This is a genomic window from Saccharopolyspora tripterygii, from assembly GCF_054778355.1.
Genome location: NZ_BAAGZP010000036.1, coordinates 285653 through 312201, shown reverse-complemented (window position 1 = coordinate 312201; position 26549 = coordinate 285653). Strand labels below are relative to the sequence as shown.

Here is a 26549-nt window from a genome sequence, read left to right as displayed (position 1 = left end):
CTTTCTTGGGTTGTTCTGGATGGGGGGTGGGAAAGTTTTCATGAAAACCTCCCCACCCACCCGGGCATCACGACTTTCCCCGTTTCGCGTTGATGCGTGCTGCGGTTTTCGTGGTGTGAACTCCGCGGTTTTCGAGGGTCGCGGTGGCCGGCTTGGGTGGTCCCGGGGCGTTGGCTCGGGCTGGTGAGCTGTAGGATTTGTGGGAGGCGCCCCGGTCGTGGCTGTTCAGCCCCGCTCGAGGGCTTGGACGACAGCACGAGCGCAGGTGGTCGATCAAGACTCCGCGCGGTGCGGGTGCGCTGGCCGAGGCCATGACCTTGGTAAGATCTTTTGGCTTTTCTTCCTCAGGAGGTTCGGTGTCCGGTTCCGACGACAAGCGCGGCGGCCCTCGCCGCGGGGCCGGTGCCGGCCGCGGCGGCCAGGGTGGTCGTGGCAGCTACGACCGCAAGCCGGGCGGCAACTCCCAGGGCCGCAGTTCCCACGGGGGCCCGCGCCGAGACAACGAGGGCGGCCAGCGCCGCTTCAACGACCGCGACAACCGCGGTGGTGACCGCGGGGGCTTCCGCAACGACCGCAATCGCGATGATCGGGGCGGGGACCGGGGTGGCCCCCGCAACGATCGCGGCGGCTTCCGCGGTGACCGCGACAACCGGGGCCCGCGCGACGACCGCGGTGGTTACCGGGGAGATCGGGACAATCGCGGTACGCGCGACGACCGGCATGGCTTCCGCAACGACCGCAATCGCGATGACCGTGGCGGTGGTTTCAAGCGGGACGATCGCGGTCGCGATGACCGCGGTGGTTACCGGGGCAACCGTGACGACCGCGGTGGCTTCCGCCGGGACGACCGCCCGCGTCGAGATGATCGTGGGCGCGACGACCGGGGTGGCTTCCGCGACGACCGCAACCGGGATGACCGTGGCGGTGGTTTCAAGCGGGACGATCGCGGTCGCGATGACCGCGGTGGTTACCGGGGCAACCGTGACGACCGCGGCGGGTTCCGCCGGGACGACCGGCGCGATGATCGCAATCGGGGCGACCGGGGCGGGAACTTCCGCCGGGACGACCGCAACCGCGACGACCGCAACCGGGATGACCGTGGCGGTGGTTTCAAGCGGGACGATCGCGGTCGCGACAACCGCGGGGGTTACCGCGGGGACCGGCGCGATGACCGCGGCGGGTTCAACCGCGACGATCGGCCGCGTCGCGATGACCGCGGCCCGAAGCGTGACGACCGTCCGCGTCGCGACGACCGCGACAACCGCGGCGGCTACAACCGCGACGACCGCCCCCGTCGCGACGACCGCGGCAGGGACGACCGCAACAACCGCAACCGCGATGACCGGGGCGGGGACCGTGGTGGCTTCCGCCGCGACGACCGGCGCAGGGACGACCGCGGCGGCCGCGACGGTGCCAAGCGGGACGGCGGCTTCAAGAAGGACGGCGGCTTCAAGCGCGACGGTGACCGCAAGCCCGAGCGCAAGAGCGAGGACGACGCGCCGAAGGCCGTCGAGCCGGAGCTTCCCGAGGAGGGCGTCGAGCCGTCTGAGCTGGACCCCGAGGTCCGTCGTGAACTCCTGTCCTTGCCCAAGGGCGCGGCCGACAAGGTCGCGCAGCACCTGGTCGCTGCCGGTCAGCTGATCGACGACGAACCGGAGCGCGCGCTGGCGCACGCTCGTTTCGCGCGTCAGAAGGCCTCGCGGATCCCGTCGGTGCGTGAGGCCAACGGGCTCACGGCTTACCTGACCGGCGAGTGGAACGAGGCGCTGTCCGAGCTGCGCGCCGCGCGTCGGATGGGCGGCGGACCCGGGCACCTGGCGATCATGGCCGACTGCGAGCGCGCGCTCGGCCGTCCGGAGCGGGCGATCGAGTTGGTGCGCAGCGAGGAGGCCCTGCAGCTCGACAAGGAGGACGAGATCGAGCTGCGGATCGTCGCGGCTGGTGCGCGTCGGGACCTCGACGAGATCGACGCGTCCGTGGTCAGCCTGCAGATCCCGGAGCTGGACCCGAAGCGCCAGGAGCCCTGGAGCGCCCGGCTGTTCTACGCCTACGCCGACAACCTGCTGGCCGCCGGCCGCGAGCGGGACGCCTTCACCTGGTTCGTCCACGCCGCGCACGCCGACGACGAGGAGGAGACCGACGCTCCCGAGCGGCTGGAGGAGCTCGCGGTTCAGCTCGGTGGCCCGGACGTCATCGAGGAACTGGTCAACGAGGCCGAAGCCGCAGCCGAGATCGACGAGGACGAACTCGACGAGGCGGATGACGACGGCGACGACGCTGACGCGGATGACGACTCGGACGCGGACGGCGACGACGCGGACGACGACGCTGACGATGCCGTCGCGGACGACGCCGCCGAGTCGGACGACGTGAAGGCCGATGGCGAGGTCGCGGACGCGGCGACCGAAGGGGGCTCGCGGACCCAGTGAGCGGCACGCTGCTCGACGACCATGACGTGGTGCTGTTCGACCTGGACGGCACGGTGTACCGGGGTGGCGAGCTGGTTCCCGGTGCGCTGGAGGCGATCCAGCAGGTGCACAGCCGCGGCGTGCCGGTCCGCTACGTCACCAACAACGCCTCCAAGCCCGATCAGGCGGTCGTCGATCACCTGGTCGGGCTCGGGCTGGAAGCCGAGCGGAGCGAGGTCAGCACGAGCGCCCAGGCGGGTGCTGCGGTGCTCGCCGAGAAGCTTCCCGTCGGGGCCCGGGTGCTGGTCGTCGGCTCCGCCGCTCTGGAGTCCGAAGTGGATGGACTGGGCCTGGTTCCGGTCGGCGAGTTCGCCGATGAGCCCGTGGCCGTCGTGCAGGGTCTGTCCACCGAGCTGGCCTACCGCGACTTCGCCGAGGCGTGCTTGGCGATCCGCGGAGGCGCGCTGTGGGTGGCGTGCAACGCCGACCGCACGTTGCCGACCGAACGCGGGCTGATGCCGGGCAACGGAGCTCTGGTCGAGCTGCTGCGCGCGGCGACCGACCAGGAACCGCTGGTCGCGGGCAAGCCGGAGCGTCCGCTGCTCGACCGGGCGGTGGCGTCCTCCGGGGCCAGCAGACCGCTGATGGTCGGGGACCGGCTGGACACCGACATCGCCGGCGCGGTCAAGGCGGACATGCCGTCGCTGATGGTGCTCACCGGCGTCAACACCCCGCGCCACCTGCTGGAAGCCCGTCCCGGCGAGCGGCCGACCAGCGTTTCCGCCGATCTGCGCGGCGTGCACGCGCCGAAGTCCGAGGTCGCCATCGCCGAGCAACCGGCCTGGTCGGTGTCGGTCGGCGAGTCGCTCGCCCTGTCCGCGCGAGGCGAGGGCGATGAGCTCGGTGCGCTGCGCGCGCTGTGCGCGGCCTGGTGGTCGGCCGGGGCCGGTCCGGTGCCGGTGGAAGGCACCGACGACGCGGCGCGGCGAGCGCTGCGCGAGCTGGACATCGACTGACCTGACGGGAACGCAGCGGACCGTTCGGCTAGCGTGAACTCGGTGCCGCGCACCGGTCGGCGCCGCACCGCGAACGAGGGGAGTACCCGCCCATGACCTCTCCGGGCCAGCCGCAAGCGCCGAACCCGGCGATGCTGGCGCGCCAGGCCGACGACGGTCAGTCGGCGATCGATGCGATCTCCGAGGCGATGACCGAGCTCGACGAGGTGCGCGATCAGCCGGTTTCCGAGCACGTCCAGCGCTTCGAGAACGTGCACGGCGCGTTGACCGAGGCCCTGTCGAAGGCCGATCACCTGCAGTCCCAGAACACCCCTCGGAGTTGACGAAGTGCCTCGCAAGGCGCGCCTGGACGCCGAACTGGTTCGGCGCGGGCTGGCCCGGTCCCGGGAACACGCTGGAGAACTGGTCGCCGCCGGCCGGGTGACGGTGCGCGGGATGACCGCGCGCAAAGCCGCCACGGCGGTGGAGATCGACGCGCCAGTGCTGGTCACCGAGGACGTCGATGATCCGGGATGGGCGTCGCGAGGCGCCCACAAGCTCGTCGGTGCCCTGGAGGCCTTCGAGCCCGGCGGGCTGGCGGTGGCGGGCAAGCGGTGCCTGGACGCGGGCGCGTCCACCGGAGGGTTCACCGACGTGCTGCTGCGCCGGGAGGCGAGCGAGGTCGTGGCAGTCGACGTCGGCTACGGACAGCTGGTGTGGAAGCTGCAGACCGACGAGCGCGTTCGCATCCACGACCGCACCAACGTGCGCGCGCTGACGCCGGAGGACATCGGCGGCCAGGTGGACCTGGTGGTCGCCGACCTGTCGTTCATCTCGCTCAAGCTCGTGCTGCCCGCGCTGGCCGCGTGCGCCACCGCTACCGCCGATCTGGTACCGATGATCAAGCCGCAGTTCGAGGTGGGCAAACAACGGCTAGGCTCGGGTGGCGTGGTCCGGGACCCGCAGCTGCGCGCCGAAGCGGTGCTGGAAGTGGTCGACTTCGCCGCCGAGCTCGGGCTGGGACTGCGCGACGTGGTGGCAAGTCCGCTACCAGGCCCGTCCGGCAACGTCGAGTTCTTCGTCTGGCTCAGGCCGGGCGTGGAGACCGACCGCGAGCGCGCGAGCCGCTTGGTGGCGGACGCGGTCGAAGGAGGACCGCAGACCTCATCCAAGAATTCACCCCGGCAAGGGAGTGGCAGTTGACCCGACGGGTGCTGCTGGTGGTGCACACCGGCAGGGAGCAGAACCTGCGCACGGCCGAGAAGGTCGCAGGCCGTCTGCTCGACGCGGGAATTTCGGTCCGGGCGCTCGCCGGCGAAGCCGATGATCTGCGCGAATCCGCCTGCGAGGTCGCGAGACCGGACGAGAACCCCGCGGCGGGCACAGAGCTGGTGCTGGTGCTCGGCGGTGACGGCACGCTGCTGCGGGCCGCGGAACTCGCCAGACCGGCCGGTGTGCCGCTGTTCGGGGTCAACCTCGGCCGGGTCGGGTTCCTGGCCGGTGCCGATTCCGACGCGCTGGACGAGGCGATCGCCGCGGTCGTGGAATCCCGCTACCACGTCGAGGAGCGGATGACCCTCGAAGTCACCGCGACGCTCAACGGCGAGCAGGTCGCCGCCACCTGGGCGCTCAACGAAGCGAGCGTGGAGAAGAGCAGCCGCGAGCGGATCCTGGACGTCGTCGTCGAGGTCGACGGGCATCCCGTCTCGGCGTTCGGTTGCGACGGCGTGCTGTGCTCGACCCCGACCGGCTCCACGGCCTACGCGTTCTCCGCCGGTGGACCCGTGGTGTGGCCCGACGTGCACGCGCTGCTGGTCGTTCCCAGCAACGCGCACGCGCTGTTCGCGGGACCGCTGGTCGTGTCGCGGGAATCGCTGGTGGCGATGGAGATCGACCAGCACGGACACCACGCCGTGCTGTGCTGCGACGGTCAGCGGCAGTTCGACCTGCCGCCCGGCGCGCGCGTCGAGGTCGTCGGCGGGTCGACGCCGATCCGCTTGGTGCGCCTGCAGGACACGTCCTTCACCGATCGGCTGGTGCGCAAGTTCGAGCTGCCGGTCCAGGGCTGGCGCGGTCCCGCCGAGTAGTGGTCCGGCCTGCGCCGCTCCCGCCGTCGGTCCGGGCTGATCGAACACAATGTCTAACGATTTCGGTGGCGATCACCGCAGTGGGGCGCTCCTGAGCCTTCGGTGCCGATAGGGTGCTGAGTGTGTTGGCGGAGATGCGTATCCAGGGACTGGGCGTCATCGACGACGCCACGCTCGCACTGCACGCCGGCCTGACCGTGGTCACGGGTGAGACGGGCGCGGGCAAGACGATGGTGGTCACCGGACTCCATCTGCTCAGCGGTGGCCGGGCCGACGCCTCGCGGGTCCGGGCGGGTGCGCAGCGAGCTGTCGTCGAAGGCCGTTTCGCGACCACCCCGGACTCACCGGCGGCGAAGGTCGCCGGCGACGCGGGTGCCGAACCCGACGACGACGGAAGTCTGATCGCGCTGCGCACGGTCACCTCCGACGGCCGTTCGCGGGCGCACCTGGGCGGACGTTCGGTGCCCAACGGCGTGCTCGCGGAGCTGTCCGAGCAGGTGCTGGCGGTGCACGGGCAGAACGACCAGCTGCGGCTGCTGCGACCCGGCGAGCAGCGGGCCGTCCTCGACCGGTTCGCCGGCGAGCCGGTCCTGCACGTTCTCGCCGATTACCAGCGGGTCCGCGCCGAATGGGCCGAGGCCGTGCGCGAACTCGTCGAACGCACCGAGCGCTCGCGCGAGCTGTCCCGCGAAGCGGACCTGCTGCGCCACGGACTCGCCGAGATCGAAGCGGTCAACCCCGAGGCGGGCGAGGACGTTTCGCTGGTCGACGAGGCTCGGCGGCTCGCCGACGTGGATCAGCTGCGCGAGATCGCCGCCGGAGCCCAGCACGCGCTGTCCGGTTCCCCCGACGGCGACCCGGAGGCCCCGGGAGCCATCGGGCTGATCGGCGAGGCCTCCCGGCGGTTGTCGTCATCGGAGGACCCGGCGCTGCGCGAGCTGGAACCGCGCGTGGCCGAAGCCGTCGCCGTGCTCTCCGACGTGGGCGGCGAACTGGGCGCCTACCTGGACAAGCTCGACGCCGACCCGGCCCGCCTGGAGCAGGTGCTGGCCCGGCAAGCGGAGCTCAAGCAGCTCACCAAGAAGTACGCGGCCGACGTCGACGGCGTGCTGGCCTGGGCCGAGGACGCCCGCACCCGACTGTCCGGGATGGACACCTCGGAGGAGGCGCTGGCCGCGCTGGCCGCCCGGCGCGACGAACTCGCCGTGGAACTCGCCGAGCACGCGAAAGCCCTCAGCGCAGCCCGCGGCGAAGCAGCCGCGGGACTGGCCGAAGCGGTCTCGCAGGAGCTGTCGGGGTTGGCGATGGCGCAGGCCAAGCTCCAGGTCCTGGTGCACGTCAAGGACGCCGACGACGGTGACCCCAACGGGCTGCCGGTCGACGACCGCACCCTGCACGCGGGTCCGGACGGAGTCGACGAGGTCGAGCTCCAGCTGATCGCGCACTCCGGCGCGCCGGCGCTGCCCATCCACAAGGGCGCGTCGGGTGGTGAGCTCTCCCGCGTGATGCTGGCGCTGGAAGTCGTCCTCGCCGGCGCCGACACCGTGCCCACCCTGGTCTTCGACGAGGTCGACGCCGGAGTCGGCGGTCGCGCGGCCGTGGAGATCGGGCGACGGCTGGCCCGGCTCGCCCGCACCCACCAGGTCATCGTGGTCACCCACCTCCCGCAGGTCGCGGCGTTCGCCGACCGGCACATGGTGGTCGACAAGGGACAGGCCGACGGAGGCCTCACCAAGAGCGACGTCCGCCTCGTCGCCGACGAACGGCGCGTGGTGGAGCTGGCGCGGATGCTGGCCGGCATGGAATCGACCGAGACCGGGCGCGCGCACGCCGAGGAGCTGCTGGAGACCGCGAACACCTACAAGCTCACCCAGGAGAAGTTCGGCCGGAAGGGCAAGGGCTCCAAGAGGAAGTCTTAGTGGCTTGTGGTCGTGCTGCGTGGCGGTGCGGGCGGCGGAACCTCAGACGCTTTCTGGCTCCGGGATCCGAGACTTGAGCGAGGGATTGCGCGGCGCTACGGCTGTCCTCCCCAGAAGGCGTCTGAGAACGCGCGGCGGTGCCGGTTGCTCGCTCGGGGTGGTGCGAAAGCACCTTCGCTGCTTGCCTGACGGTGAGCGGCTGTTGGGCCTGTTGGCCTACCGCGCTGTGCGGCATATGACGTAATGCGCTCGGCGTGGCGCAGGCACGAACGGTGATTGGTTTGTCACCATCGGCGCATGAAAATCAGCGGACTGCTGACTCGACAGCAGGAGGACCTGCCCGGGCTCGCCGGGGTCGCCAGGGTGGAACGCCGCTCCGGTGATCTGCCGCGCCGGGTCCGCACCGGTGACATCGCGGTCATCGACCACGCCGACCTGGACCGGCGCAGCGCCGAAGCGCTCGTGGCCGCCGGGGTGATCGGCGTGGTCAACGCAGCGCCGTCGATCTCCGGGCGCTACCCGAACCTCGGGCCGGAAGTGCTGCTGGCCGCCGGGGTCGCGCTCGTCGACGGCGTCGGCGTCGACATCCTCAACCAGGTCAAGGACGGCTCGAAGATCCGCCTGTTCGAGGGCGGGGTCTTCGCCGGGGACCGCGAGATCGGCCGGGGCGTCGAGCAGGACACCAACTCGATCGCCGACCAGCTCATCGAGGCCAAGGCCGGGATGGCCACTCAGCTGGAGGCGTTCTCCGCCAACACCATCGAGTTCCTGCGCACCGAGCGCACGCTGATCCTCGACGGCATCGGGGTGCCCGAGCTGGCCGGCTCGATGGAGGGCAGGCAGGTGCTCGTCGTCGCGCCCGGCTACGGCCACGCCGACGACCTGCGCAGCCTCAAGCGCTACATCCGCGAGTACAAGCCGGTGCTGATCGGCGTCGAGGGCGGCGCCGACGCCCTGCAGCGGGCCGGGTACAAGCCGAACGTCATCGTCGGAGCACCCGACACCATCAGCACCGAGACGCTGCGCAGCGGTGCCGAGCTGGTCATCCCCGCGCATCTCGACGGGCACGCTCCCGGGCTGGAGCGCATCCAGGACCTGGGCGTGGGCGCGATGACGTTCCCGGCCTCCGGCAACCCCGAGGACCTGGCGCTGCTGCTGGCCGACGCGCACAAGGCGAGCCTCGTCGTGACCGTCGGGTTCCAGGCGACGCTCAGCGAGTTCCTCGACCGCGGCCGCTCCGGCTCCAACCCGTCGACGTTCCTGACCCGCTTGCGGTTGGGCAGCAAGGTCATCGACGGCCCGGCCGTGGCCAACCTGCAGCGCAGCCGGACGCCGATGTCCGCCGTGGTGCTGCTGGTGCTGGCGGTGCTGCTGGTGGTCGCCGTGGCCTTGCTGGTGTCCGGGCTCGGGTCCGCAGCATTCGATCAGACGGCCGACACCGCGGGTGTCGTGTCGGCCTACTTCAAGGGGCTGTTCTCGTGATCACGGTGCGCTACCACATCATCTCGATCGCCGCGGTCTTCCTCGCGCTGGCAGTGGGCGTGGTGCTGGGCACCAGCTCGGTCAGCCAAGGCCTGTTCAACGCTGTGAGCGGGGAGAAGGAGGAGCTGCGGGCTCAGGTCGACCAGCTCGGCGCGGAGCGCGCGCAGCTCAAGGCGCAGGCCGACGCCGCCGACCGGTTCGACACGACCGTCGCGCCGATGGCCGTGCAGGGACAGCTCTCCGGCCGCAGCGTGGTGCTGATCAGCGCCACCGACGCCGACGACGGCCAGCGCCAGGCGATGACCAAGCTGCTGCGCGACTCCGGTGCCGACATCTCCGGCGACGTCCGCCTCGGCGAGGCGCTCACCGATCCTGACCGCACCGATCAGCTGCGCGGCGTGGTCACGCAGCTGCTGCCGGCCGGGGTCCAGCTGCCCACCGCCGCCGACCCCGGCACCCTGGCCGGTGGCCTGCTCGGTCCGTTGACGCTGGTCAACCCGCAGACCGGTCAGCCGCAGGCATCCGATGACGCGCGCGCGGCGGCGCTGTCCGGCCTGTCCGGCGGAGGGTTCGCGACCGCGTCGGAGGGCTTGCGCCCCGCGCAGCTCGCGGTGGTGCTCACCGGCGGTCGACTGGAAGGTGACAACGCGGCGGACCGGGCGACCGCGCTCGCGCGGCTGGCCACCCAGATCGACCGCTCCGGGCAGGGCGCCGTCCTGGCGGGCACCAGCGGCTCCGCCGACGGCCGCGGGGCCGTCGGCGTGGCGAGGGCCGATCCGGCGATGTCGTCGAACCTGTCCACGGTGGACAACGCCGACACCGGCGCCGGACGTGTGGCGGTCGTCATGGCCGCCCGCGAGCAGGCGGACCGGCAGGCCGGGCACTACGGTGTGGCCAGCAGCGCGCAGGGACCGGTGCCGGGAACCCGCGCCGCTTCGTGACCCGCGGGTTCGTCGCAGGTCGTGCGGGGTTCACCGAGACGTCGCGGTCGACCGGCCGGTAGACCGCCGGATGGCGGTTGACCCGGCCGGTTCGCCGTTTCCGGATAGGGCGGGTCTCGGTGCGGGCCGCGGTGGTCGTGCGTTAGGCTGGAATTCCGTGGGAGCGACGGATCCAGCCGTCCTGCCAGCGCAGAAATTCCAGCCAGGCGACGGCTTGACCACGGGGAGCTTTCTTGGTGCCGCAAGCACGCACTATCAAGCACGTTTTCGTCACGGGGGGCGTTGCCTCCTCGTTGGGTAAGGGGCTCACGGCGTCCAGCCTGGGCGAACTGCTCACCTCCCGCGGCCTGCGGGTGACCATGCAGAAGCTCGACCCCTACCTGAACGTCGATCCGGGGACGATGAACCCCTTCCAGCACGGTGAGGTGTTCGTCACCGAGGACGGTGCTGAGACCGACCTGGACATCGGTCACTACGAGCGGTTCCTGGACCGCGATCTGACCCGCAACGCCAACGTCACCACCGGCCAGGTGTACTCCGCGGTCATCGCCAAGGAGCGCCGAGGCGAGTACCTCGGCGACACCGTGCAGGTCATCCCGCACATCACCGACCAGATCAAGGCCCGCATCCGGGCCATGGCCGAGCCCGACGAGAACGGCGTGACGCCCGACGTGGTGATCACCGAGGTCGGTGGCACCGTCGGCGACATCGAGTCGCTGCCGTTCCTGGAGGCCTGCCGCCAGGTCCGCCACGACGTCGGGCGGGACAACTGCTTCTTCCTGCACGTCTCGCTGGTGCCGTACCTGGCGCCCTCGGGCGAGCTCAAGACCAAGCCGACCCAGCACTCGGTGGCCGCGCTGCGCAACATCGGCATCCAGCCCGACGCGCTGGTCTGCCGCGCCGACCGCGAGCTGCCCTCCGACCTCAAGCGCAAGATCGCGCTGATGTGCGACGTCGACACCGACGGCGTGGTGGCCTGCCCGGACGCTCCGTCGATCTACGACATCCCGAAGGTGCTGCACAGCGAAGGCCTGGACGCCTACATGGTGCGCAGGCTCGGGCTGCCCTTCCGCGACGTCGACTGGTCGGTGTGGGGCGATCTGCTGGACCGGGTGCACAACCCGTCCGAGCGGGTGCGCATCGCGCTGGTCGGCAAGTACGTCGACCTGCCCGACGCGTACCTGTCGGTGACCGAAGCCCTGCGCGCCGGTGGGTTCGCCCACCACGCCAAGGTGGAGATCTCCTGGGTCGGTTCGGACACCTGCGAGACCGACTCGGGCGCGGCGCAGGCGCTGGCCGGAGTGGACGGCGTGCTGATCCCGGGCGGATTCGGCGTGCGAGGCATCGAGGGCAAGCTCGGGGCGATCCGCTACGCCCGCACCCACAACATCCCGATCCTCGGGTTGTGCCTGGGCCTGCAGTGCATGGTGATCGAGACGGCCCGGTCGCTGGGCGGTCTGGAGCGCGCGAACTCCACCGAGTTCGAGGAGCCCTGCCAGCACCCGGTGATCAGCACGATGGCCGACCAGCACGACGTGATCTCGGGCGACCGGGACATGGGCGGCACGATGCGGCTGGGTTCCTACCCGGCGAAGCTCGCCGACGGCTCGATCGTCGCCGAGGCCTACGGAACGACCGACGTGCACGAGCGGCACCGGCACCGCTACGAGGTCAACAACGCCTACCGGGACCGGCTGAGCAAGGCCGGCGTGGTCTTCTCCGGCACCTCGCCCGACGACCGCCTGGTCGAGTTCGTCGAGCTGGACCGCGAGATCCACCCGTTCTTCGTGGGCACCCAGGCGCACCCGGAGCTCAAGAGCCGCCCGACCCGCCCGCACCCGCTGTTCGCGGCGTTCGCGAAGGCGGCGATCGACTACCGCGCGGCCGAGCGCCTGCCGGTCGAGCTGGAGCGGACCGCCTCCGAGTCGGAGTCCGAACCCGCTGCGAGGTAAGTCATCCCAGGTGAGCGGCCCGCACGACCGGTGACGGTGGTGCGGGCCGACTCATCGGGCCGCGATCGGCTCTAGGGTGGTCCTCGTGGAGACCACGGGTAGCGGTGTCGCGCGCACCAACGGAGAGCACGAGTTCACCACTCTGGCCAGCGAGGACGTCTACGTCGGGCGGATCCTGGCGCTGCGGGCCGACGACGTGGGCATGCCCGGTGGAGGTCACGCCCGCAGAGAGGTCGTCGAGCACTACGGCGCCGTGGCGATCGCCGCGATCGACGAGCAGGACCGGGTCGTGCTGGTCCACCAGTACCGCTACCCGCTCGGGCGCAGGCTGTGGGAGCTGCCCGCCGGCTTGATGGACGTCTCCGGCGAGCAGCCGGTGCTGACCGCGCAGCGGGAGCTCGCGGAGGAAGCGGGGCTGGCCGCCGAGAACTGGTCCGTGCTCGTGGACATCGCGACCTCGCCGGGCTTCACCGACGAGGTCGTCCGGGTGTTCCTGGCGACCGGGCTGTCGGAGGTCGCGCTGCCCGACGCCGCGGGCGACGAGGAAGCGGACCTGGTCATCGAGCGTTTCCCGCTGGACGAGGCGGTGCGGATGGCCTTGGCCGGGGAGGTCGTGAACGGTCCGGCGGTGGCAGGTCTGCTGGCGGCCAAGGCGGTCCGCGACGGTGACGCCGAACCGCGCTCGGCCGAGGCGGATTGGCGCGACCGGCCGCTGCGGTTCGCCGCGCGGTGAAGGGTTTCGAGTCGCTGCCGGCCGAACTGCGCGCTGCCGTCGGCGAATACCTCGACCACCTGGCCGTCGAGCGCGGAACCGCGCGCAGCACGCTGGACTCCTACGCCCGCGACCTGCGCAGGTACGCCGAATTCCTGGTCGAGCGAGGCGTGTCCGCCCTGGGTGAGGTGCGCACCGAGCACCTCGCGGAGTTCCTGGCGCAGCTGCGCGAAGGCGTTGAAGGCCGTCCGCCGCTGGCGTCGTCCTCGGCCGCCAGGGCGCTGGTGGCCGCGCGCGGGTTGCACAAGTTCGCCCACGCCGAAGGCAGGATCGCCGTCGACGTCGCGCGCGAGGTGACCCCGCCGAGCCCGCCGAAGCGGTTGCCCAAGGCGCTCTCGGTGACCGACGTGGGACGGCTGCTGGAGCACGCGGGCGGTGACGATCCGCGCGGATTGCGGGACAGGGCGCTGCTGGAACTGCTGTACTCGACCGGAGCCCGCATCTCCGAAGCCGTGGGTCTGAGCATCGACGACGTCGACCGCACCGACCGCACCGTTCTGCTGGACGGCAAGGGCGGCAGGCAGCGGATCGTGCCGATCGGGCGTCCGGCGCTGGCGATGCTGGAGGCCTACCTGGTGCGGGCCCGGCCCGTGCTGGTGGCGCGGGGGAGGGGCAGTTCGGCGGTATTCCTGAATTCGCGCGGCACCGGGCTTTCCCGGCAAAGCGCGTGGAACGCGTTGAAAACCGCCGCGCAACGAGCCGGAATCGCTGAAACCGTTTCGCCTCACGTGCTCCGCCACTCCTTCGCCACGCACCTGGTGGAAGGCGGTGCGGACGTGCGCGTCGTGCAGGAACTCCTGGGGCACGCCTCGGTGGCGACGACGCAGGTGTACACGCTGGTCACGGTCAACACGCTTCGGGAGGTCTACGCCACGGCGCATCCGCGAGCACACCTTTCGGGGTGAGATCACCGTTTGCGCATGCGCGTGATCATCGGAAGCGGTAGATCTTCATCACGGCAAAATCACGAACATCCGCCGATCCAATTGCCGACACCACGGCGAGGCACGTTGCCGCAGGTCGTTTGAGCGACTTAGGCTGCGATCGATCGCCACCGGTACCGAAGGAGTCAGTTCGCCATGTCGATGCCGCATCCTTCCGCCGCCCGGCGGCCTCGGGGCGCGGTCGACCTGAGCATCGCACCCGAGACCACGGGCACTGAGGCGAACGCCGATCAGAACCAGGACGCCCGCGGACTCGGCCCGACCGGTCGGCCGCTACGGCACATCCCCGAACCGCCGCTGCTGGACGAACACGGGCCCGCGTCGGTGCTGGCCATGTGCAACCAGAAGGGCGGCGTCGGCAAGACCACGTCGACGATCAACCTCGGTGCCGCGCTCGCAGAGCACGGGCGCCGGGTGCTGCTGGTGGACTTCGACCCGCAGGGCGCGCTCTCGGTCGGTCTCGGCGTTCAGCCGCACCAGCTCGATCAGACCATCTACAACGTCATCATGGAGCGCGGCGTCAGCGTCGAGGACGTGGCCCGGCGCACCACTGTCGAGGGCATGGACCTGCTGCCCAGCAACATCGACCTCTCGGCCGCCGAGGTCCAGCTGGTCACCGAGGTGGGCCGCGAGCAGACGCTGCACCGGGTGCTGCGCCAGTCGATCGAGGAGTACGACTACATCCTGGTCGACTGCCAGCCGTCGCTGGGCCTGCTCACGGTCAACGCCCTGGCCGCCGCCGACGGCGTCATCATCCCGCTGGAGTGCGAGTTCTTCAGCCTGCGCGGGGTGGCGCTGCTGATCGACACCATCGAGAAGGTGCGCGAGCGGCTGAACCCGAAGCTGGAGATCAGCGGCATCCTGGCGACGATGTTCGACCCCCGCACGCTGCACTCCCGCGAGGTCATGCAGCGCGTGGTGGAGGCCTTCGGGGACGTCGTGTACGACTCGGTGATCAACCGGACCGTTCGCTTCCCGGAGACCACGGTCGCGGGTGAGCCCATCACCAGGTGGGCCCCTCGGTCCGCCGGGGCCCAGGCGTACCGCGCGCTGGCCCGCGAGGTGATCGCTCGATGACTCGTCGGGTCGCCCTGCCCGGAGCCGCCGAACTGTTCCGTACTACTGTTTCTCGGACGGATCAGGCCTCGGCCCCGAGGGAGGACCCGGAACCGGCCGCCCCGGCCGAGGAGAAGGGGCGTGCCCGGTCAGCGGGTACGGGTCGGCGCAAGCACGATTCGAAGATCACCGTGTACGTGTCCGACGAGGAGTTGCTGGGTTTGGAGCAGGCTCGGCTCGCGCTGCGGGCGGATCACGGCATCGCCGTGGACCGCGGGCGCGTCGTGCGCGAGGCGATCGCGGTGCTGCTGACCGACTTCGCAGAGCACGGTTCGGACTCGGTGCTGGTCCGGAGCCTGCGGGAGTCCGGCGAGTGACCGATGCCCCACGAGCCGATGCCGAACTCGCACCGTCCGATGCCGGGATCGACGCAGCACCACCGGATTCCTCGTTAGCGGAGACCGAAGAGCAGGCCGGTGACGGGAAGTTCACCGTCCGGCTGGAGAACTTCGAGGGACCCTTCGACCTGCTGCTCCAGCTGATCTCCGCGCACGAGCTGGACGTCACCGAGGTGGCGCTGCACAAGGTCACCGACGAGTTCATCGCCTACACGCGTGCGATGGGCGAGCAGTGGGATCTGGACGAGACCACCGAGTTCCTGGTGGTCGCCGCGACGCTGCTGGACCTCAAGGCGGCCCGGCTGCTGCCCGCCGCCGAGGTCGAGGACGAGTCCGACCTCGCGCTGCTGGAGGCCCGCGACCTGCTGTTCGCGCGGCTGCTGCAGTACCGCGCCTACAAGCAGGTCGCCGCGTTGTTCGGCGAGCTGGAAGCAGGTGCGCTGCGCCGCTACCCGCGTTCGGTGTCGGTGGAGGAGCGCTACGAGAACCTGCTGCCGGAGGTCGTGATCGGCGTCGACCCGCAGCGGTTCGCCGAGATCGCCGCCTCGGTCTTCCGGCCCAAGCCGCCGCCGACGGTGTCGCTGGATCACATCCACCAGCACGGCGTCTCGGTGCGCGAGCACGCCGCCCTGATGCGGGTGCGGCTGGCCGAGAAGGGCACCTTGACCTTCACCGACCTGGTGTCGGACTGCGGGAACACCGTCGAGGTCGTGGCCAGGTTCCTGGCGCTGCTGGAGCTGTACCGGGAGAAGGTCTTGCAGTTCGAGCAGGAGAGCCCGTTGGGCGAGCTGCAGGTGACCTGGGTCGGAGGCACCCTCGCCCAGGCGCAGGCCGAGGCCGATGAGCAGCGCGCCAACCAGGAAGAAGAGGAGTACGGCTGATGGCAGCCGAATCGGAACCTGCGCTCGACGGGACCTCTGCCGCGTCGTCGGAGGAGGTCCCCGCTGCGAGCTCGGTGCCCGCGGAGCCGGTGGGTGCCGACAGCGGCGAGGAGATCACCGCCGAGAGCGCCGCGCAGCCCGCTGAACCGCTGGTCGTCGACGAGGTCCCTGATCCCGGTGTTGCCTCGGTTCCCGATGAGGCGCGTGATTCGGGGGAGGCGCCGCTCGATGAGTCGCCTGACGCCGGTGAAGCGCCGTCGGCAGACGAGGCGCAGGCCTCCGACGTGCCCGCCGGCGACGAGGCGGTGGAAACGCAGGGCGCTCCGGACCTCACCTCCGACACCGAGCTGGACGCGGCCCTGGAGGCGCTGCTGCTGGTCGTGGACGTGCCCGCGGGTGATGAGCTGATCGCCGAGACGCTGGAGCAGCCCGTCGGGCGGATCCGCTCCGCGCTGCGACGGCTCTCCGAGCACTACGCCGAGAACGAGCGCGGCATCGACCTGCGGTACGTGGGCGACGGCTGGCGGTTCTACTCGCGCGAGAAGTACGCGCCCTACGTCGAGCGCTACCTGCTGGACGGGCAGCGCACCAAGCTCACCCGCGCTGCGCTGGAGACCCTCGCGGTGATCGCCTACCGGCAGCCGGTGACGCGCTCGCGGGTCGCAGCGGTACGGGGTGTGAACGTCGACGGCGTCATCCGTACCCTTGTGGGGCGCGGCCTGATTGGCGAGGCCGGCACCGACCCGGAGACGGGCGGCATCCTGTACTGCACGACCGAGCTGTTCCTGGAACGGCTGGGGCTGTCGTCGCTCAAGGATCTGCCGCCGCTCGCACCCCTGTTGCCCGAAGTGGATTCGATCGATGACGTCTGAACGCCGTTCCCCCTCCAGCGCCGCTAAGGACCCCAACGAGGAGGGGATCCGCCTGCAGAAGGTGCTGTCGCAGGCCGGTGTCGCGTCTCGGCGGGCCGCTGAGGAGATGATCGTCGAGGGCCGCGTCGAGGTCGACGGCGACGTCGTGATGGAGCTGGGGCGTCGCGTCGACCCCGACACCTCCGTGATCCACGTCGACGGCAGCCGCGTGGTGACCAACGCCAACACGACCCACCTGCTGCTGAACAAGCCCGCCGGGATCCTGTCCACCATGTCCGACGACAAGGGCCGCCCGTGCATCGGCGACTACCTGCGCGAGCGCCAGGGCAAGCTGTTCCACGTGGGCCGGCTGGACGTCGACACCGAGGGCCTGCTGCTGATCACCAACGACGGAGAGCTCGCCAACCGGCTGATGCACCCGTCCTACAAGGTGCGCAAGACCTACATGGCCGAGGTGCTCGGGCCCATCCCGAAGGACCTCGGGCAGCGGCTGCGCGCGGGTGTGGAGCTCGACGACGGCCCGGTGAAGGTCGACCGGTTCAAGCTGGTCGACCAGAACCAGAACCGCGCGCTGGTGGAGATCGTTCTGCACGAGGGCCGCAACCGCATCGTGCGCCGTCTGCTCAAGCACGTCGGCCACCCGGTGCAGCGGCTGGTGCGCACCCGCATCGGCGACGTGCAGCTCACCTCCGAGCGCCCGGGCGCCATCCGGCCCCTGAACCGCCAGGAGGTCGGTTCCCTCTACAAGATCGTGGGCATGTGACGTCTCGTGGTGGCCGCGGCAGGTGACCTCGCCGCGGCCCGTCCCGGTTTTAGTCATAACTGGGAGCCTTTTGTGCCCGAAATGTCGGCTCAGTTGGGACTAAAACTGGGAGATCACACGGTCTGGGGCTTGCGCTTGCGGTGGAGGATCGCGCGAGCCAGCGGCTCCACGACGCGGGCGGCGACCGGGCCGATGATGGCCATCAGCAGCACGTAGGCGGTGGCCAGGGCCGCGAGCCCGCCGTCGACCGAGCCGGAGGCCACGGCCAGACCGGCGATGACGATCGAGAACTCGCCACGCGCCACCAGCGCCGCGCCCGCGCGCAGCCGGCCCATCCGGGCCACGCCTTGCATGCGGGCCGCGATCCAGCCGGTGAGGACCTTCGTGACGCAGGTCAGGACCGCCAGTCCGAGCGCGACCGGCAGCACCGGCGGGATCAGCGAGGGATCGGTGTTGAGGCCGAAGACCACGAAGAACACCGCGGCGAACAGGTCGCGCAGCGGCTCCAGCATCCGGGTCGCGTTCTGCGCGGTGGAGCCGGAGATCGCGATGCCGAGCAGGAAGGAGCCGACCGCCGCCGAGACCTGCAGCTCCGAGGCGAGTCCGGCGACCAGGAGCGCCGCGCCGAGCAGGCGCAGCAGGAAGACCTCGGGGTCGGGGCTGTCGACGATCGCCGAGACGTACTTGCCGAAGCGGAGTGCGATCAGCAGCACCACGGTGATCACCAGCAGCGAGATGCCCACGGCGGTCAGGCCGCCGAGGAAGCTCACCCCGGCCAGCAGCGCGGTGAGGATCGGCAGGTACACGGCCATCGCGAGGTCTTCGAAGACCAGGATCGACAGGATCACGGGTGTCTCGCGGTTACCGAGCCTGCCCAGATCGCCGAGGACCTTGGCCACGATGCCGGAGGACGAGATGTAGGTGACGCCGGCCATCGCCAGCGCGCCGATCGGGCCCCAGCCCAGCATCAGCGCGACGATCGCGCCGGGGGCGGCGTTGAGCGCGATGTCGATCAGCCCGGCGACCCATGACCGGCGCAGGCCGGTGACCAGTTCACCCGCGGAGTACTCCAGCCCGAGTAAGAGCAGCAGGAGCACGACGCCGATCTCGGAGGCGATGTGGGTGAAGGGCTGAATGCCGTGCAGCGGGATCAGACCGCCGGTGCCGAACGCGATTCCACCGAGCAGGTACAGCGGGATCGGTGATATGCCGATCTTCCACGCGAGCCTCCCCAGAATGCCGAGACCGAAGAACACCGCTCCCAGCTCGATAAGGGAGATCGCCGTGTCGTGCACCGTGTTTCCTCTCGCGTGTTCCCTGCGTATGGAGTTGTGACGGCCGGCAGGCGTTGAGCTCCGCGAACCGGGCGCTGCGCGGCTCAGCCCTGGGTGAGGATCTCTCCCGCCGCTCGCAGCCCGTCGGCGGTGCCGACCACGACCACCAGGTCACCGGCGGCGAACACGAAGTCCGGTCGCGGCGACGGGTGGACGACGTTGTCCCGCACCACGGCGACGATCGACACCGAGGTCCGGGTGCGCATCTCGGTATCACCGAGCTCACGTCCCGCGTAGGGCGAACCGGCGGGCACCGGCAGCTGCCAGGTGGTCACCCCGGCGACCTCCCGCTGCTGCTCGGCGAGCTTCGACACCAACTGCGGAGCCCCCAGCAGGCCGGCCAGGGTGCTGGTCTCGGTGCTGGTCAGCTCCACGGAGGCAGCGACCTTGTCCGGGTCCTCGTGGTCGGAGACGATCAGCTCGAACCGCCCGTCCCGATAGGTGATCACCCCGACGCGGTGTCCAGATCCAGTGGTGAAGTCCTGGCGCGTGCCGAGCCCCGGCAGCGGAGTCACAGTTACGTCCACTCTTGCAACTCTAAAGGTCTTCTCATCTATTCCTTGATCCGGCCGGTTTCGGTCCGGTTCCGATCATCAAGCGGACGCGATTGGGATTCACGGGTGCGGGCCAGGCAGAATGGTTGGCTGGTTCCGGCACTCGGCCGGGACGGCTTCGTGATGCGGGGAGGAACGGCGACGTGGCGCAGGCCAGGCTTCGTGGGGTAGTGGCTCTCGACGGTCCGTCGGGTACCGGCAAGTCCACGGTGTCGAAGAGGTTGGCCGCGGTGCTCGGCGCGACTTACCTCGACACCGGTGCGATGTACCGGGCCGTGACGCTCGCGGTGCTGCGCGCCGGGGTCGACCCGGCCGACTCCGCTGAGGTGAACCGGATCGCCCGCGCAGCCGACCTGGGCATGGGCACCGATCCGCTCGCGCCCGCCGTGCGGCTCGACGGTGCCGACGCCGAGCCGGAGATCCGCGGTCCGGAGGTCACCGGGGCGGTCTCGGCCGTGTCCGCGGTGCCCGAGGTCCGCGAGCTGCTGGTGGCGATGCAGCGCGAGCTGATCGGCCGCGCGATCGCCGAACCGGGCGGGATGGTCGTCGAAGGCCGCGACATCGGCACGGTCGTGGTGCCCGACGCGGGCCTGAAGGTGTACCTGACGGCGTCCGCCGACGCGCGGGCTCAGCGCAGGACCGCGCAGGACGCATCGGACGGCCGTCAGAGCGATCTCAGCAGCACCCACGCCGACGTGCAGCGACGCGACTCGCTGGACTCCGGGCGCAAGGTGGCGCCGCTGCGCCAGGCGGACGACGCCGTGGAGCTCGACACCACCGACCTGGACATCGCAGGCGTGCTGGAACAGCTCACCAAGCTCGTGGAATCGCGCGGGCTGCTGGTCGGTGCCGCATGACCGAGCAGTTGCCCGACGGTGCCTGGACGTGGCTCGCGCGGCTCGCCAGGGGGATCTCGCGCGGGCCGTTGCGGCTGCCGTTCCGGGTGAAGGTGCACGGCGCGGAGCGGATCCCCGCCAGCGGGCCGGTCGTGCTGGTGGCCAACCACAGCTCCCTGCTGGACGGACCTCTGCTGATGGGAATGCTCGGGCGACCGTCGGTGTTCCTGATCAAGCAGGAGATGTTCAGCGGTGCGCTGGGCTGGTTCCTGACCCGCATCGGGCAGATCGGTGTTCGCCGGGGTGAACCCGATCGCACCCCGCTGCTGACCGCGGTGCGCGTGCTCAAGGGCGGCGGGCTGGTCGGCGTGTTCCCCGAGGGCACGCGCGGTTCCGGTCAGGTGGAGAACGCCCAGCACGGGGCGGCGTGGCTCGCGCGCGCCTCGGGGGCGCAGATCCTGCCGGTGGCGTGCCGGGGCACCAAACGTCCCGAAGGCGCGGGCCGTAGGCTGTTACCCAGGATCGACGTGTTGTTCGGGGAGCCGATTTCCCCGGCGGGCGGCAAGGGCCGCGCCGGGCTGACGGCGGCGACCGAATCCGTGCGCACCGAACTGGTCGAGCTGATCGCCGAGTTGGATCGGCTGGTCGCCGACCGGACCAATGACGATGTGAGAGGTAAACGAGCGTGACCGACGAGTCGCTGGAGGGCCTGGACGGCACGTGGTCCGACGAGTCCGAGTGGGCGGAGTTCGACGAGGCTGCCGCGCAGGGTGACGAGGCGCCGCCGAAGCCGCAGCCGGTCCTGGCCGTGGTCGGCCGGCCCAACGTGGGCAAGTCCACCCTGGTCAACCGCCTCCTTGGGCGTCGTGAGGCCGTCGTGCAGGACACCCCGGGCGTGACCCGGGACCGCGTCGCCTACGACGCGCTGTGGAACGGCCGCCGCTTCACGGTGGTCGACACCGGGGGCTGGGAACCCGACGCCAAGGGCCTGCAGAGCTCGGTGGCGTCGCAGGCCGAGATGGCCATGCACACCGCCGACGCAATCGTGCTGGTCGTCGACGCCAAGGTCGGCGCCACCGCTACCGAGGAAGCCGTGGCCCGCGTGCTGCGCCGGTCCAAGCGGCCGGTGATCGTCGTGGCCAACAAGGTCGACGACGAGCGCAGCGTCTCCGACGTGCACTCGCTGTGGTCGTTGGGTCTGGGCGAGCCGATGCCGGTGAGCGGTCTGCACGGGCGCGGCTCGGGCGACCTGCTCGACAAGGTGCTGGAAGCGCTGCCGGAGACCCCGCGCGAGGTCTTCGGGGCGACCGGCGGCCCGCGCCGGGTGGCGTTGGTCGGCAAGCCCAACGTCGGCAAGTCGAGCCTGCTCAACAAGCTCACCGGTGAGGACCGCTCCGTCGTGCACGACGTCGCGGGCACCACCGTGGACCCGGTCGACTCGATGGTGGAGCTCGACGACCAGGTGTGGCGCTTCGTCGACACCGCCGGTCTGCGCAAGCGGGTCAAGACCGCCAGCGGCACCGAGTACTACGCGTCGCTGCGCACCAAGGCGGCCATCGAGGCCGCCGAGGTCGCGATCGTGCTCGTCGACGGCTCCGAGCCGATCAGCGAGCAGGACCTGCGGGTCATCACGATGGTGGTCGAGGCGGGCAGGGCGCTGGTCCTGGCCTACAACAAGTGGGACAAGGTCGACGAGGACCGCCGCCACCAGCTGGAGAAGGAGATCGACCGCGAGCTGGTGCGGGTGCGCTGGGCGGAGCGGGTCAACGTCTCCGCGCTGACCGGCCGCTCGGTCGCCAAGCTCGCGCCGGTCCTGCGCACGGCGCTGGACTCCTGGGACACCCGGGTCTCCACCGGTCGCCTCAACGGCTGGCTCAACGAGCTGGTCGCGGCCAACCCCCCGCCCGCGCGCAGCGGCCGGCAGCCGAAGATCCTCTTCGCCACCCAGGCGCAGACCCGGCCGCCGACGATCGTGCTGTTCACCACGGGCTTCCTGGAAGCCGGGTACCGCCGGTTCCTGGAGCGCAAGTTCCGCGAGACCTTCGGCTTCGTCGGCAGCCCGGTGCGCATCTCCGTGCGGGTCCGCGAGCGCAAGGCCAAGGGCAAGGGCAAGCGGTGACGCGCACGCCCGGCGCGGGTGGTGCGTGCGCTGGAGGCTCCTGCTCCCGTTAGTCTGCTGGCGACCCTCGGGAACAGCGGAGGTGAACCGAGAGGTGGCGGCAATCGACGGCGGTGGGCCGATCCGCGTCGTGCTGGCTGACGACGAGCCGATGCTGCGTCGCGGGTTGAAGGTCCTGCTGGAAAGCGGCGGCACCATCGAGGTGGTCGCCGAGGCCGATGACGGCCACGGACTGCTGTCGGAGGCGCGCGAGCACCGCCCGGACGTCGCGCTGATCGACGTGCAGATGCCCGGCAAGGACGGACTCGCCGCTCTGCAGGAGCTCGTGCGGCTGCCCGAGGCGCCCGTGTGCGCCATGCTCACCACCTTCGACCTCGACGACTACGTCACCGGCGCGCTGCACTCCGGCGCGCAGGGCTTCCTGCTCAAGGACGCCGAGCCGGAGGTGCTGGTGCGCGCGGTGCAGGACTTGGCCGCGGGCGGAGCGGTGCTGGATCCCCGGATCACCGCCAGGCTGCTGCCCCGGCTGCGGGCCGCGAGCGACAACGTCCGCGAGCTCGACCTGGTCAAGGCCCTCTCCGGGCGGGAGCGGCAGGTGCTGCAGCTGCTCGCCGACGGCCGCTCCAACGCCGACATCGGCGCGCGCCTGGGGCTGACCGAGGCGACCGTGAAGAGCTACGTCTCCACGGTCCTGACCAAGCTCGGCGCGCAGAACCGGGTGCAGGCCGCGCTGATCGCCCAGCGGGTCGCCGGCGTCGGCGGTGCGCGGTGAAGGACATCAACTGGCGGTTCTGGGGGATCGAGGCGCTGGCCGTCGGCCTGCCCGTCGCCGCGGTCATCGCGATGCCCGATCCGTTCGGCTACGAGGTCCTCTCCGGGCTCGCCGCGGGTCTGCTGCTGCCGCTGCGGCACCGCTGGCCGCGGATCGCGGTGCTGCTGTGCATGCCCGCGATGGCCGGTGGTCTGGGCTGGGCGGCGATCCTGGTGGCGATGTTCCGGCTCGGCCGGGTGCGGCCGAAGCTGTTCGAACTGGCCGGGTGGGTCCTGCTGACCTGCGTGGTCGCCCTCGCCCCGGTGCTGATCACGCAGTCGTTGGCGGTGGGTTCGGTGCTGCTGACCATCGCGTTCGTGATCCTCTCGGCGGCCGCGCCTGCCGCGCTGGGCATGTTGGTGGCGTTGCGCGAGCAGCTGGCCGAGAGCCTCCGGCGGCTGGCCGTCGCCAGCGAGGTGGCAGCGAGGGCCAAGGCCGAGATGGCCAAGGCCGACGAACGCGCCCGCATCGCGCGGGAGATCCACGACGCCGTCGGCCACCACGTGACCTTGATCGCCGTCGAGGCCGCCGCCCTCGGCGCCGGCACCGACGACCCCGCTGTGCGCGAGACGGCCGCCCGCACGCGTGGCCTCGCCAAGCAGGCGCTGGAGGAGATGCGCTCGACCCTCGGGCTCGGCTCGGCGTCCGCCAAGGACGAGACCACCACGATCTCGGACCTGGTGGGTCAGGCGCGCGCCTCCGGCGTGGACGTGGAGCTGACCGGCGACCTCGATCATCACGAGGCGCCGGGGGCGGTCGAGCGGGCCGCCTACCGCGTGGTCCAGGAAGCGCTGACCAACGCCTCCAAGCACGCGCCGGGTGCCGGGATCCGGGTGGACCTGCGCACCATGGCCGATGCGCTGCGCATCGTCGTCACCAACGACGCTCCGGAGGACGGGCACGAGCCGATCACCGAGCTCTCCGGCGGCGCGGGGCTGGAAGGCCTGTCCGAGCGGATCCGCCTGGCGGGCGGCGAACTGGACGCGGGCCCGTCGGAGGACGGCGGTTTCCAGCTGGTCGCGGTTCTGCCGCAGAAGTCCTAGCAACTCCCCGCAGCCCGAAGTCAGGGCCGGGCGGCGGTCCGAGTCGTTCGAGCCCGCCCAGCGACTCCGCCGACGGTCAGCGGGCCAGGGACTTGCGCAGGAAGTCGATCTGCATGGCCAGCAAGTTCTCGCTGGTCGTCTCATCGGTGGGCATGTGGCTGACCCCTGCCAGCGGCAGCACCGAGTGGGGGCGGGCGGCTGCCGTCAGGGCCGCCGACAAGCGCAGCCCGTGGGCGAGCACGACGTTGTCGTCCACCGTTCCGTGCACGATCAGCATCGGGCGCTCCAGCTTCGCGGCATCGCGCAGCAGCGAGTTCGCCTCGTAGACCTCGGGAGACGTGTTCGGATCGCCGAGGTAGCGCTCGGTGTAGTGGGTGTCGTAGAGCCGCCAGTCCACCACCCCGGCGCCGACGATCGCGGCGTGGAAGACGTCCGGGCGGCGCAGCGCGGCCAGGCCCGCGAGGTACCCGCCGAAGGACCAGCCGCGGATCGCTACCCGGTCCAGGTCCAGCTCGGGATGCTCGGCAGCGGCGGCGTGCAGCGCGTCGACCTGGTCCTGCAGCGGCGGACCGGCGAGATCACCGGCGATGGCCCGGTCCCAGTCCGGTCCCCGACCGGCCATCCCGCGACCATCGATCACCAGGACGGCGAAGCCCTGGTCGGCGAACCACTGCGAGGTCAGGTAGCCCTGCTGGCGCGCCAGCACGCGCTGGGCGTGCGGACCGCCGTAAGGATCCAGCAGCACCGGTAGCGGGCCGTCGGCCTCGGTGTACCCGCTCGGCAGCAGCAGGGCGCTGCGCAAGCGGCGCTCGCCGAGGGTGAGCAGGCGGATGTTGAGGTCCAGGCCGTGTTCTTCGGCGTGGTTGTCGATCTCGGCGATCGTCGTGTCGCCGCGGCGCACGACAATCCCGGTCCGCGGACGGTCCAGAGCGCTCGTGGCCACGACCAGCACGTCGCCGCCGCGAGTGCCGGTGTGCACGCCGGCACCGCTGGTCAGCCGCTCGTGCCCGGCGGAGGTGACGCGGTAGAGGTGGACCTCGGCCGGGTCCTCCTCGGAACCGGAGACCAGCACGTCGTCGGTGCCGATGTCGACGATGCCGCGCACCTGCAGCGGCGCGGACGTCCACGGCCGGTCGCCGACGACCAGGCGGTAGGCGCCCTCGGCCGCGTCGATGCGCACGAGCTCACCACCCGGCGTCCAGGACGGCCAGCCCGGTTTGATGTCGATCCACTGCGGGTCGGTGTCCCGGTGGATCTCGCGGGTAGTGCCCGCCTCGGTGTCCACAGCGAGCACGAGCTGGGTCCGCTGGTCGCGGGTCTGCACCGCGATCAGCGGGCTGCCGTGCCGCGACCAGTGCGCGGTCACGAGGTACGGATAGGTGCTCCGGTCCCACTCGACGGCGACGCGCTGGCCGTCGAGACCGATCGCGGAGAGCGTGACCTCGGCGTTGGCGGTGCCGGCGGCCGGGTACCGGGTGGCGACGGGCTCGCGGTCGGGGTGCGCCGGATCCCCCAGGTACCAGTGCCCGACAGGGGATTCGTCGACGCGCGCGACCAGCAGTGCGTCGCCGTCCGGGGCCCACCAGTAGCCGCGGTGGCGGTCCATCTCCTCGGCGGCGATGAACTCAGCGGCCCCCCAGGTGACGTCGTCTCCGTCCGGCTCGGCCAGGGCCCGGTCCCCGGAGCCGTCCGCGGCGATGATCCGCAGCTGCCCCCCGGACAGGTAGGCGATGTGCCTGCCGTCGGGGGAGGGGCGCGGGTCGGCGACCGGCTGCTGGACCGGCAGCTCGCGCGCCTCACCGGTCGCGACCTCCACGGCGAACAGCCGACCGGACAAGGTGAACACGACGAGCTCGCCGTCGCGGTCGGTGCTGTAGCCGGTGATGCCGGTCGCCCGCTCGCGCGCGCGTTCGCGGCGCGCCTGCTCCTCGGCGGTCACCTGGTCGGCGGCCTGCAGCTCCGCCGGATCCACCAGCAGGCGCTCGGATCCGCTGGAGGCGTCCAGCGCCCACAGCGCGGTGGTGCGGTCGGTGCCGCTGGTCGAGCGCAGGAACAGCACCCGCGCACCGTCGCCGACGACGGTGAAGTTGCGAGGTGCACCGAGGCTGAAGCTCTGGGTGCGCGCGCTCCGGCGAGGAAACGATGCGGACGACATGCGAACCAGCCTGCCATTGCGCGCACGGTCACGCCGCACCAGGTCCGCCGCACGTCGGCTGGTGGCGATGGGCGTTGGCGACGGCCGGTTTTGGACCGCGCAGGTGTGGAGGAATCGTCTCCGGGTGGGGGATTCGCCGGTGTGTTGGCAGGGGGTCGGGTGGGGGTCGCCGGGCAGGGTCCGGGGTGATCCAGCAAGGCCCGCAGCGATTTCGGCTCTTCCGGGTG

General features: G+C 71.1%; 25 protein-coding genes. 21 read left to right on the top strand and 4 right to left on the bottom strand.

Going from position 1 to position 26549, the window contains the following annotated elements:
- Positions 1 to 344: 344 nt before the first annotated feature.
- Positions 345 to 1619, bottom strand: a complete 1275-nt coding sequence (locus ACYVF3_RS26500) for a hypothetical protein (protein ID WP_461156962.1) — start codon at positions 1617 to 1619, stop codon at positions 345 to 347.
- Between ACYVF3_RS26500 and ACYVF3_RS26495 the strand changes: the two genes are divergently transcribed.
- The 16 genes from ACYVF3_RS26495 (at position 1584) to ACYVF3_RS26420 (ending at position 17470) form a co-directional block, all read left to right on the top strand.
- A complete protein-coding gene (locus tag ACYVF3_RS26495; RefSeq protein WP_461156961.1) occupies positions 1584 to 2429 on the top strand; it encodes a hypothetical protein in 846 nt (281 codons plus the stop codon). The two genes, ACYVF3_RS26500 and ACYVF3_RS26495, sit on opposite strands and share 36 nt — an antisense overlap.
- The gene (locus tag ACYVF3_RS26490; RefSeq protein ID WP_461156960.1) at positions 2426 to 3424 is read left to right on the top strand and encodes an HAD-IIA family hydrolase; all 999 of its coding nucleotides are present in this window, start codon (positions 2426 to 2428) and stop codon (positions 3422 to 3424) included. Before ACYVF3_RS26495 ends, ACYVF3_RS26490 begins: the two co-directional genes overlap by 4 nt.
- 92 nt (positions 3425 to 3516) lie before the next feature.
- The gene (locus tag ACYVF3_RS26485; RefSeq protein ID WP_461156959.1) at positions 3517 to 3747 is read left to right on the top strand and encodes a hypothetical protein; all 231 of its coding nucleotides are present in this window, start codon (positions 3517 to 3519) and stop codon (positions 3745 to 3747) included.
- Between the two features lie 4 nt (positions 3748 to 3751).
- Positions 3752 to 4606: a TlyA family RNA methyltransferase gene (locus ACYVF3_RS26480; RefSeq protein WP_461156958.1), complete on the top strand. Its 855-nt coding sequence runs from the start codon at positions 3752 to 3754 to the stop codon at positions 4604 to 4606.
- Positions 4603 to 5490 (top strand): NAD kinase, encoded by an 888-nt coding sequence (locus ACYVF3_RS26475; RefSeq protein WP_461156957.1) that lies wholly within the window; start codon positions 4603 to 4605, stop codon positions 5488 to 5490. The genes ACYVF3_RS26480 and ACYVF3_RS26475 overlap by 4 nt, the downstream gene beginning before the upstream one ends.
- 134 nt (positions 5491 to 5624) lie before the next feature.
- Entirely contained in the window at positions 5625 to 7409 is a 1785-nt protein-coding gene (gene recN / locus ACYVF3_RS26470) for a DNA repair protein RecN (RefSeq protein WP_461156956.1), read from the top strand.
- 297 nt (positions 7410 to 7706) lie between these two features.
- Positions 7707 to 8891, top strand: a complete 1185-nt coding sequence (steA, locus tag ACYVF3_RS26465; protein WP_461156955.1) for a putative cytokinetic ring protein SteA — start codon at positions 7707 to 7709, stop codon at positions 8889 to 8891.
- A complete protein-coding gene (locus ACYVF3_RS26460; RefSeq protein WP_461156954.1) occupies positions 8888 to 9832 on the top strand; it encodes a copper transporter in 945 nt (314 codons plus the stop codon). Before steA ends, ACYVF3_RS26460 begins: the two co-directional genes overlap by 4 nt.
- 236 nt (positions 9833 to 10068) lie before the next feature.
- On the top strand, positions 10069 to 11784 hold the full coding sequence (locus tag ACYVF3_RS26455) for a CTP synthase (RefSeq protein ID WP_461156953.1): 1716 nt from the start codon (positions 10069 to 10071) through the stop codon (positions 11782 to 11784).
- 85 nt (positions 11785 to 11869) lie between these two features.
- A complete protein-coding gene (locus tag ACYVF3_RS26450) occupies positions 11870 to 12517 on the top strand; it encodes an NUDIX domain-containing protein (protein ID WP_461156952.1) in 648 nt (215 codons plus the stop codon).
- Positions 12514 to 13461: a site-specific tyrosine recombinase XerD gene (xerD, locus tag ACYVF3_RS26445; protein WP_461156951.1), complete on the top strand. Its 948-nt coding sequence runs from the start codon at positions 12514 to 12516 to the stop codon at positions 13459 to 13461. Before ACYVF3_RS26450 ends, xerD begins: the two co-directional genes overlap by 4 nt.
- A gap of 174 nt (positions 13462 to 13635) precedes the next feature.
- Positions 13636 to 14577 (top strand): ParA family protein, encoded by a 942-nt coding sequence (locus ACYVF3_RS26440; RefSeq protein ID WP_461156950.1) that lies wholly within the window; start codon positions 13636 to 13638, stop codon positions 14575 to 14577.
- The gene (locus tag ACYVF3_RS26435; RefSeq protein ID WP_461156949.1) at positions 14574 to 14933 is read left to right on the top strand and encodes a hypothetical protein; all 360 of its coding nucleotides are present in this window, start codon (positions 14574 to 14576) and stop codon (positions 14931 to 14933) included. The genes ACYVF3_RS26440 and ACYVF3_RS26435 overlap by 4 nt, the downstream gene beginning before the upstream one ends.
- A gap of 47 nt (positions 14934 to 14980) precedes the next feature.
- Positions 14981 to 15835, top strand: a complete 855-nt coding sequence (locus tag ACYVF3_RS26430) for a segregation and condensation protein A (protein ID WP_461156972.1) — start codon at positions 14981 to 14983, stop codon at positions 15833 to 15835.
- Positions 15835 to 16707 carry an SMC-Scp complex subunit ScpB gene (gene scpB / locus ACYVF3_RS26425; protein WP_461156948.1) on the top strand — a complete coding sequence of 291 codons (873 nt, stop codon included), beginning with the start codon at positions 15835 to 15837 and terminating at the stop codon, positions 16705 to 16707. The genes ACYVF3_RS26430 and scpB overlap by 1 nt, the downstream gene beginning before the upstream one ends.
- Complete coding sequence (locus ACYVF3_RS26420) at positions 16697 to 17470, top strand: pseudouridine synthase (RefSeq protein WP_461156947.1); 774 nt, start codon at positions 16697 to 16699, stop codon at positions 17468 to 17470. The genes scpB and ACYVF3_RS26420 overlap by 11 nt, the downstream gene beginning before the upstream one ends.
- Positions 17471 to 17583: 113 nt before the next feature.
- Here the strand turns inward: ACYVF3_RS26420 and ACYVF3_RS26415 are convergent, their stop codons facing one another.
- Positions 17584 to 18765 carry a cation:proton antiporter gene (locus tag ACYVF3_RS26415; RefSeq protein ID WP_461156946.1) on the bottom strand — a complete coding sequence of 394 codons (1182 nt, stop codon included), beginning with the start codon at positions 18763 to 18765 and terminating at the stop codon, positions 17584 to 17586.
- Between the two features lie 83 nt (positions 18766 to 18848).
- A complete protein-coding gene (locus tag ACYVF3_RS26410) occupies positions 18849 to 19331 on the bottom strand; it encodes a cation:proton antiporter regulatory subunit (RefSeq protein WP_145738163.1) in 483 nt (160 codons plus the stop codon).
- A 170-nt stretch (positions 19332 to 19501) separates the two neighbouring features.
- Between ACYVF3_RS26410 and cmk the strand changes: the two genes are divergently transcribed.
- The 5 genes from cmk to ACYVF3_RS26385 all read left to right on the top strand — a co-directional run bounded on the left by cmk (position 19502) and on the right by ACYVF3_RS26385 (position 24167).
- Positions 19502 to 20215 carry a (d)CMP kinase gene (gene cmk / locus ACYVF3_RS26405; RefSeq protein WP_461156945.1) on the top strand — a complete coding sequence of 238 codons (714 nt, stop codon included), beginning with the start codon at positions 19502 to 19504 and terminating at the stop codon, positions 20213 to 20215.
- Positions 20212 to 20883 (top strand): lysophospholipid acyltransferase family protein, encoded by a 672-nt coding sequence (locus ACYVF3_RS26400; RefSeq protein WP_461156944.1) that lies wholly within the window; start codon positions 20212 to 20214, stop codon positions 20881 to 20883. The genes cmk and ACYVF3_RS26400 overlap by 4 nt, the downstream gene beginning before the upstream one ends.
- A gap of 11 nt (positions 20884 to 20894) precedes the next feature.
- Positions 20895 to 22313 (top strand): ribosome biogenesis GTPase Der, encoded by a 1419-nt coding sequence (gene der / locus ACYVF3_RS26395; protein ID WP_461156971.1) that lies wholly within the window; start codon positions 20895 to 20897, stop codon positions 22311 to 22313.
- Between the two features lie 94 nt (positions 22314 to 22407).
- The gene (locus ACYVF3_RS26390; RefSeq protein WP_461156943.1) at positions 22408 to 23085 is read left to right on the top strand and encodes a response regulator; all 678 of its coding nucleotides are present in this window, start codon (positions 22408 to 22410) and stop codon (positions 23083 to 23085) included.
- Positions 23082 to 24167: a sensor histidine kinase gene (locus tag ACYVF3_RS26385; RefSeq protein ID WP_461156942.1), complete on the top strand. Its 1086-nt coding sequence runs from the start codon at positions 23082 to 23084 to the stop codon at positions 24165 to 24167. Before ACYVF3_RS26390 ends, ACYVF3_RS26385 begins: the two co-directional genes overlap by 4 nt.
- A gap of 76 nt (positions 24168 to 24243) precedes the next feature.
- Here ACYVF3_RS26385 and ACYVF3_RS26380 read toward each other — a convergent pair whose 3' ends face one another.
- Complete coding sequence (locus ACYVF3_RS26380) at positions 24244 to 26322, bottom strand: S9 family peptidase (protein ID WP_461156941.1); 2079 nt, start codon at positions 26320 to 26322, stop codon at positions 24244 to 24246.
- Positions 26323 to 26549 lie beyond the last annotated feature (227 nt).